The 8,023-nt window shown below is 39.6% G+C and carries 5 protein-coding genes and 1 pseudogene; all 6 read right to left on the reverse strand.

Annotated elements, in window-relative coordinates; all coding sequences use genetic code 11:
• Nucleotides 1–479 (reverse strand): hypothetical protein (locus Q0P86_RS16015; RefSeq protein ID WP_295040850.1); only part of this gene is annotated, 479 nt, incomplete at its 3' end.
• A 62-nt stretch (nt 480–541) separates the two neighbouring features.
• Nucleotides 542–1,111, reverse strand: a complete 570-nt coding sequence (locus Q0P86_RS16020; protein ID WP_295040852.1) for a DUF2569 family protein — start codon at nt 1,109–1,111, stop codon at nt 542–544.
• A 19-nt stretch (nt 1,112–1,130) separates the two neighbouring features.
• Complete coding sequence (locus Q0P86_RS16025; RefSeq protein WP_295040854.1) at nt 1,131–2,690, reverse strand: hypothetical protein; 1,560 nt, start codon at nt 2,688–2,690, stop codon at nt 1,131–1,133.
• 18 nt (nt 2,691–2,708) lie between these two features.
• Nucleotides 2,709–4,127 (reverse strand): M48 family metallopeptidase, encoded by a 1,419-nt coding sequence (locus Q0P86_RS16030; RefSeq protein WP_295040856.1) that lies wholly within the window; start codon nt 4,125–4,127, stop codon nt 2,709–2,711.
• Between the two features lie 560 nt (nt 4,128–4,687).
• A pseudogene (locus tag Q0P86_RS17005) lies at nt 4,688–6,156 on the reverse strand (hypothetical protein); the annotation flags it as partial.
• Between the two features lie 173 nt (nt 6,157–6,329).
• A complete protein-coding gene (locus tag Q0P86_RS16045) occupies nt 6,330–7,772 on the reverse strand; it encodes a hypothetical protein (RefSeq protein ID WP_295040862.1) in 1,443 nt (480 codons plus the stop codon).
• Between the last annotated feature and the right edge of the window lie 251 nt (nt 7,773–8,023).

The raw sequence follows: 8,023 nt of genomic DNA on the forward strand, positions 1-8,023 counted from the left end.
TGAAAGTCGCTGCACTGAAAGTGCAGGGTTTTAACCATTTTTTGGACAATAAAAAACAGTTCTGATTGCTGTCCTGAAACTGACACATTGTTGTTTGTTGTGTTTATCAAAGCAGGCAGCATGGAAACGATTGTAAAAACAATCCATAAAAGAATGCCTGTGATAGAAGCGTATATTTCACGTTTCCTCCATACTTGACGCGAAAAATCTTCTTCAACTCTAAATTTATTGAATCTCCAAGCTCCAACAAATCCCCATATTGTGCATAAAACAATCTGCTGAATTATGGCCAAAGATAGAGAATCTCCGATTATATGGGTTGTTATTCTGTTTACCAAGCCAAGGAGTATGCCCCATCCTAAGATATCAACGCCAGCACTTTTCCAGAACTTTAGATCTTGATGGACCTGATTACGGTGGAATAAAAATGCAAATACGCCACCGAAAGCGTATCCCCAACTGAATATGATTCTATCCATTGTGAATCCTCCACTCATGATTGTAGCGAATTAATTGAAAGCCTAGTCTAAGCAAAAGAACTTTATCTTCTAAAGGTTGCTTTTACTCTTTTTGAATTTAACATATAAGGAATCCATATACACGCGAGTATAATCTGTCTAAAATACAAATGTGCTCCCTCATAAAAATCTCCTATATTCACTTCCGTTGATATGAACAAGTACGCTGTTGCAAAATAAAGTATTGGGAAAATAAGTTGTATAAAAATACTCGCTATAGTCACCGCAACATAAAATTTCGGGAAAAGTTTCTTTTTACAAAAGAATAATTTTGACAAATAGCAAATTGCAGCAAATAAAACAACATCAAAGGCAATCGCAAAACCATAAACAATTTTATAACTCGTATATTGCAAAACCATTTGTAAGTCGAATGATGCTGTAGCACGAAGTTCCTCATGCAAATTATAAGCTTGCAAAAAGGGAGCGACAATCATACCCAAGCCAACAAAAGCAAGGACTCCCTTAAAGCCCTCTAATTTTGAATCTAAGTTGGAATCGATTGAATCTTTTTTTTCTATTGGTTCATGATTGCACTTTGGACAAGATTTCAAATACAACGGTATTGCAGAACCACATTTTGGACAAATCATATATCACCTATAAGTTTAATTATTTCATATAAAGAGAATCATTGTACAAAGAATCAAGTTTTTCCAAAGCGACAATCGCTTTTTCTTGATATTTTTTCAAATTATACACCACATCTTCAGAATCCAAGATAAACGGTTCGCTTCCATCTTGAGGATATATTGTATCATTTTTCAAATATTCAGCAATCAAGCTATTTTGTTCTTTAACAATACTATCTTCAAGCATCTTTCTCTGGTTTGATAGCACAATTTTACGTTGTTTCATAGAGCTAGCTAAATCTTCGTAGTACAGAATTTTATTTGTTACAGTTCCATTCCAATCAGGTGGACTCAACTCCCATAAACATTTTTTATAAAGTTTTTGGAATCTCTGATGAATATCCTTATTTATTGGCAAAGTTCCTTCCCACATTCCATCAAAAACAGTACCAATAAATTCAGAATCAGAGGGTGTTAAAACACAGGATGAATCATTTTTTATTTCATTCAATAAATTTTCAATTATAGAATCTTGATGTTTTTCAGTTAAATCCGACATTATAATTGAATCATCAAAGACTAAAGAAGAATCGTATAAAGAATCCAATTTCGCCTGAATCGTTTTCACAATTTCCTTTTCATTTTCAAGGGCTTTTTCAGCAACCAAGGAATCTACCAGATATGAAACTCCATTTTCAATGACCAAATCACCATTGAGGACTTTCTCTAGATTCCTATTTTGCGCTTCAAACAAAGCCTTTCCCAATTTCGCACGTTCATTTGAGACAACCAGTTTATTTTGTTTGATTGTTTCGACCATATCTTCGTAATACAAAACATTTAACCTGAGTTGTTCGCTCCAATCTGGTTTTTCTAGCCACGAAGGACACCTTTTTCTTATTTCATTAAAGCGCTCATAAACATTCTTTGTAACAGGCTCTAACTTTTGATATATCCCGACAAAAACATTTCGTGCGAACAACGAATCATCGGCATTCAAATTGCATTCCAAATTTTCAAAAGAATTATTTGCTGCTCCACCCAAGTATTTTTCTGAATATAAATGGCTCATCGTTGTTTTGGACGGAATTAAATTCAAAGTTGCAATAGAAATTATTCCCGCAGTAACAATTGTCGATGCAAGTGCCACTAGTTCATCTCTTAATTTACCATTATTATTTTTTATTTGGAAATAGACAATAAACACAATTGATGCCGCCGGGACACCGACATATCGGCATTCTAATATTGCTGCAGCAAACAAAACAACCGCGCAAAGAATTAACCAACGTCGTCTATAGGACCTTCGATTCCTAACAACTGTTATCAAAAGTCCGACAGCCGATGCATAAGCAGATGCCTCACCAAAAAAATGAAAAGTATGCTCATTCAATGAATCTTTGATTAAAAAAGGAGCAATTATCAATGTCAGAACAAACTGAAATAAGAGCAAACCTATTGTTACATAAAAATCCCTTATACCAGACCCTGGCTTAACTTCTTCATCAATTGGTTTGTTTTGTTTTTCCACTTTACCAGCAGAATGTTCTGCCTTATATTTTCGATATTCTTGTTCTTCTTTTTCTAAATCAAAAGACATATACACCTACACTAAAAATTACGACAGCCCCAATTGGTGGCTGCGAATTGATTGATACGCATAACTAATGGATTCTTCGAGCTCCATGTAATCAGGAATGTAATTCAACACAGATTCTTGCGGAGCAACAATTAATGCGCTTTCAGAAACTTCTGCCATAGATACATTTAATGATTGCAACCTAACTCCTAATGATGGATGTGAATCTGTCGGATGGACAGTATGCATCTCTGCAATATTCTCAAGAATTTGGGGTTTAGCATATGACGAACAAATGTCCGCAAAAAGTTTACAAGTGTTTTTATAGCACTTTCCTTCTTTTAACGAATCCGTCGCCAAATCCTCCAAATAATCCCAACAAGCCGCAAATGCGTGTACCTTAACAAGAGCAGATGCAAAAATTCTAGACGATGAAACTTGTGCACCAACATTATCCGCCACTAATTCTCGTTCACGACTCAGTTTTGATTCTGCAACAGAAAACGAATCGAAAAAATAACTCAAAATAGCCAATGCAGGCATAAGGGCAATATATTTTGCACCATCACCACCAATAGACAACAATGAATTTATCGAATCAGCGGTACCCCTATATATAGGGAAAAATTTTTCACTAAACTTTGTGTCTTTTCCTATAAAGTGTCCTAATTCATGACCTATTATCGAAGACACTTCATCCTTCGCAAGAATTTCGCACAAAGACAGAGAACAATAAAGAGTCCTCCCCTTCAATGTTCCATCAAGCGTTATCACATCTGCTTCAGTGACAAAGAAATTGGGTTCAAGCCCAACAACAATATGCTCAGGTTTGACCGCACTAAGTCGATCAACAATTTTATCAATGTAATTCCATAATTCAGGGGCTTGTTCTCGTGTAACAGCCCGTCCAAAAACAACCGTTTTTGCTTTTTTCACAATTCCAAAGATGTTTTTGACAATCGCAAACGCACCACTCACAGCACCAAGCCCAATCATAAAGATGAGACCAACATGAATTCTATGAGCAAAAACAGATTCCCCATAGTAAATTATCCCTATAGCCAAAATGGCATATATTGCAACCAAAGCTATAAGCGTCAGAAGAGTTAAATAAAGTCCAGGTTTAAAAAGAAGAACCATTAAGTTTCGATTGACTACTGATATTTTTCCCGCAAACCATATTAGTGCAAGCAATATCAAACCAACACCCCCCGATCCAACAGATGCTAGCAGAAGAAGATTTATATTACGATTCGTCTCACAAATCGAGTCGTTTGAATTTTCACAAACATCTTTAAGAGTAACTGAATCAAACTCATTCGGTTTTGCATCAGGATATTCTTGATATAATACTTCACGCAGCTCTGAATTAAAATGATTCTGAATAGCAAAAGAGACACCAAACGCAATGATTGGAACAATTAGAACATAAACAAGCAGTAGAATGTTCTTTTTCATGGAGTCTCCTTTGGGCACTACAAATTTAAGACCAGTGCTTTAAGGCACTTGCCTTATTTCAAAAGAGATTTTCCGCATATAAAAAAGGGCGTGAATCCGGCTCATTGCGTTCTGAGGTTCCACTACGACCCTACTTCCAATAAGCGCGAACGACCCACGCCCCGATTGGGACGTGAGCGTTTGCCAGCTTATTCTCGAAGTTTGGAATTTAGTGGATTACAGAACGGAGAATAAGAACAAATGCTCAAAATGTCAACACGGCATTAAACTTATAACGCTCCTCTAAAAAGTTTCATAATTCTAATATAACTCTTTTTACAACAAAAGGGAATCCTTAAATAGTCAAAAAAATTAAAATAGCGCAAAAAAACGCTAATTGAGGAAACTCCGAAAATCCAAACAGGAGCTAGGGCGGGCGATTGAAGCCCGCATGGAAGGGGTAGCGGAAGACCCGACTGGGGTGGGTTATACGGAAAACGCCCACTCTTTTGAGTGGGCGTGATTATAAGGGTTGGGTCGGGGCTGAAGCTAGGGGGATTCTTCCCCCTCTCCCCTAATCCTTAGATTTCTTCAATGCTTGCGTGGTACTCCTGCAGGCTCTTTACAGCTCCCTTACCGGACTTAGCAGCGGCGATGCCCTTCACGGTGTTGTACGCACCGGCAAGCGTCGTGATGTAAGGAACCTTGTACTTGATGGCGGCCTTGCGGATGGCGCTTTCGTCCTTGATGGCGTCGCGCTTTGCCCACGGCGTGTTGATGATGAGGTTCACCTGCTTGTTCAGGATGATGTCGAGAACGTTCGGGCGGCCTTCGGCAATCTTGTTCACCACTTCGCACTTCACGCCGGCCTTCTCGTAGAACTTGGCGGTGCCTTCGGTAGCGTAAATCTTGAAGCCGAGCTTCTGGAATTCCTTGCCGATTTCGATGGCCTGTTCAGACAAGTTAACCTTATCGGACAAGCTAATCAGCACGGCACCTTCGTTCGGGAAGAAGGAACCTGCGGCTTCCTGGCTCTTGTAGTAAGCGAGGGCGTAGTCGTCGGAGAGGCCGAGGACTTCGCCGGTGGAGCGCATTTCGGGGCCGAGAACCGGGTCCACCTTCGGGAACTTGTCGAAGGGGAACACGGCTTCCTTGGCGCCGTGGTGGTTGAACTTCTTGTCCTTGAGCTTGAGGTCTTCGAGCTTCGCGCCAAGCATGAGGCGGGTCGCGAGGCGGGCCCATGGAGACCGTTCGGCTCTTTCGCAAATATGAACCTACGATATCGCCTCACTCTCGCCTTCGACGACTTGTTAAGACGAGTCGCCTACGGCTCACGGGCGTGTTACAAACCTTGGAGACCAGCGGCACCGTGCGGGAGGCACGCGGGTTCGCTTCGAGCACGAACACCTTGCCGTCTTCGATAGCGTACTGCATGTTCATGAGGCCGCAAAACCATACAAGGCGAGAGCAGCGAAAATGCTTGCATTTTCATTGCCGAGCCGTATGGGTTTCTGAAAACGTGGAGGGCTTCAGCAATCTTGCGGGTATAATCCTTGATGGTCGCGAGGTTTTCCTTCGTGATGGTTACCGGCGGGATAATGCAGGCGGAGTCACCGGAGTGGACACCGGCAAGTTCCACGTGTTCCATCACGGACGGGATGTAAACGTGTTCGCCGTCGGAGAGGGCGTCGGCTTCGCATTCCAAAGCATTGTGGAGGAAGCGGTCGATGAGGAGCGGACGATCCGGGGTCACGCCGACAGCCTTTGCCACGTATTCGCGGAGCATGTTTTCGTCGTAGATGACTTCCATGCCGCGGCCGCCAAGCACGAAGCTCGGGCGGATCATCACCGGGTAGCCGCCAATCTGCTTGACGCAGGCGAGGGCTTCGTCGATGTTGGTGGCCATGCCGCTTTCCGGCATCGGGATGCCGAGCTGGTCCATCATCTTGCGGAACAGGTCGCGGTCTTCGGCGATGTCGATGGAGTCAATGCTCGTACCGAGAATCTTCACGCCTTCGTCGGAGAGGGCGCGGGCGATGTTCAGCGGAGAAATCATTTGGGCGTTCCCGCACATATATGTGCGGTCGGGCTATATTTTAGGGGCGACCACCTTCGCTTCGCTCGTTACTCGCCTCCTAAAACGAAACCTTGCTCCCGAAAACATCAGGACGAAATCGCCCGCAAGTCTTCGCCCCAAGGAGTCACTATCCCTAACGCAAAGAATTATTCAATAAGCCTATTCTTTATTTCAATAACATTAGCGTTGTCAAAACCACTATAGTTATAAATAGACGCGACAATTATTTGATGATCTGAAAAATCTCGTTTCAAAACATTTATCATCAATTGAATATTGTCTCTATCGACTTCTTTTCCACTTGGAGAATCCAACATTATCGGCAATTTTATATTTAGGTATTTTTTCACCGCAGCGATATAAGCCAATTTAAAAGCAAAAACTGTTTTATGTAACACAGCTCCAGAAAGTTCTTTTAAATTCGAAGTGAATATATAAGAACTTGAAATTTTTTTATCGCCACCCAAATTTAATTCCGTTGCATATTTTATCATTTCCGCAGAAATTTCAAGCGGGACACTATTGCTATTTTTCGTTCTTTCAGAAATTGACTTTCTAACATCTGTCAATTCTTTATGAAGTTGATCTATTTTATTTTTTATAACAACTGGGTTCAGAGGCAATTTTGAAATTCTATTATCAAATTCCCTTAATATGCTAGTGTCATCAAAAAATGTATTTTCTTCTTTTCCAAACTTCTGTTTCCTATATTCCTCTAATTCTTTTGATATTTTTTTAAATTCGGTTGAAATAATCTTTCTTTTGGCAACAAGATAATCTACGGAATCATTTAAGCCAACAATTTTGTCCTCAGTTACCTCTATTTCTTCTTCGCCCACTAAAACTCTTAGCCTAATATTTGAAATAAACTTCTTAAATCTTTTATTTTCACCTAAAACCTTATCAACTTGTTGGAGTTCTCTCTTTTTTTGTTCTAATTGAGAGACAAGAATATTAAGAGAACTATCAACAGAATCATCATAGTTGTCAGGTACTATTTTACCACTATCTTTTTGTATTTTCTCTTTATAATCAGCGACATTATACATCTGCCTATATTTACTTAATTGACCTGAAAGAATTTTAGCTTTACTAAGCAATGATGAACAATCAACGCCCGATATTCCGCGAATAAAACTTTCTATATTGAACCTGATATTTCCAACAACCACGCCACGATTCAGTAAGGTCCAACCTTTTTCTTGGTCAACATAAAATGTTCCCAATAAGTTTTCAAGAACTTCAGCATTTTGAATTCCAAATATAATCTTGTGAAGTTCTGTCTGCTGTTCCGGCAAAACAAAAGTTATCTCTTCATTTGGTTTTACAATTTGAATTGATTGTTGAGAATGTCTTGACAGAGTTATTTCTTCTCCATCATCTTTCCTGATAGTCAACAAAGATTCATTTTTCGAAAAATTTATCCCCTTAGTATTCGGAATATTGAATCCCAATGCAAACAACAACCATCTCATCAAGGTTGTTTTACCTTTAGTATTTTTTTGACTGTATATTAAATTTTCTTGTGCAGAAAAATCAATTGTCCGAGAAAAAAGGCCTTCTTGTAAGGCTAGTTTTAGAAAAATCATAAATTCGCCCCCTTTTTTATACGGTCAACATCATATCGATTAACAACAATCAAATACAAAATGATTTTCGTTAGAATATTATTTTCTTCATTGTCTTCAAGGTTTAAAACGCGGAGATATTGTGCACAATAGTTATTGGCAAAATCTCCACACACCGTAGTTTCATGATTATTTCTTTTAAAATCTATAAAATCAGACGCGAATTTTCACCGTCAATGCGACTGATATAGGTTGAATCGGGAAGAAAAAAA

Source organism: uncultured Fibrobacter sp. (assembly GCF_946062555.1).
Lineage (GTDB): Bacteria > Fibrobacterota > Fibrobacteria > Fibrobacterales > Fibrobacteraceae > Fibrobacter.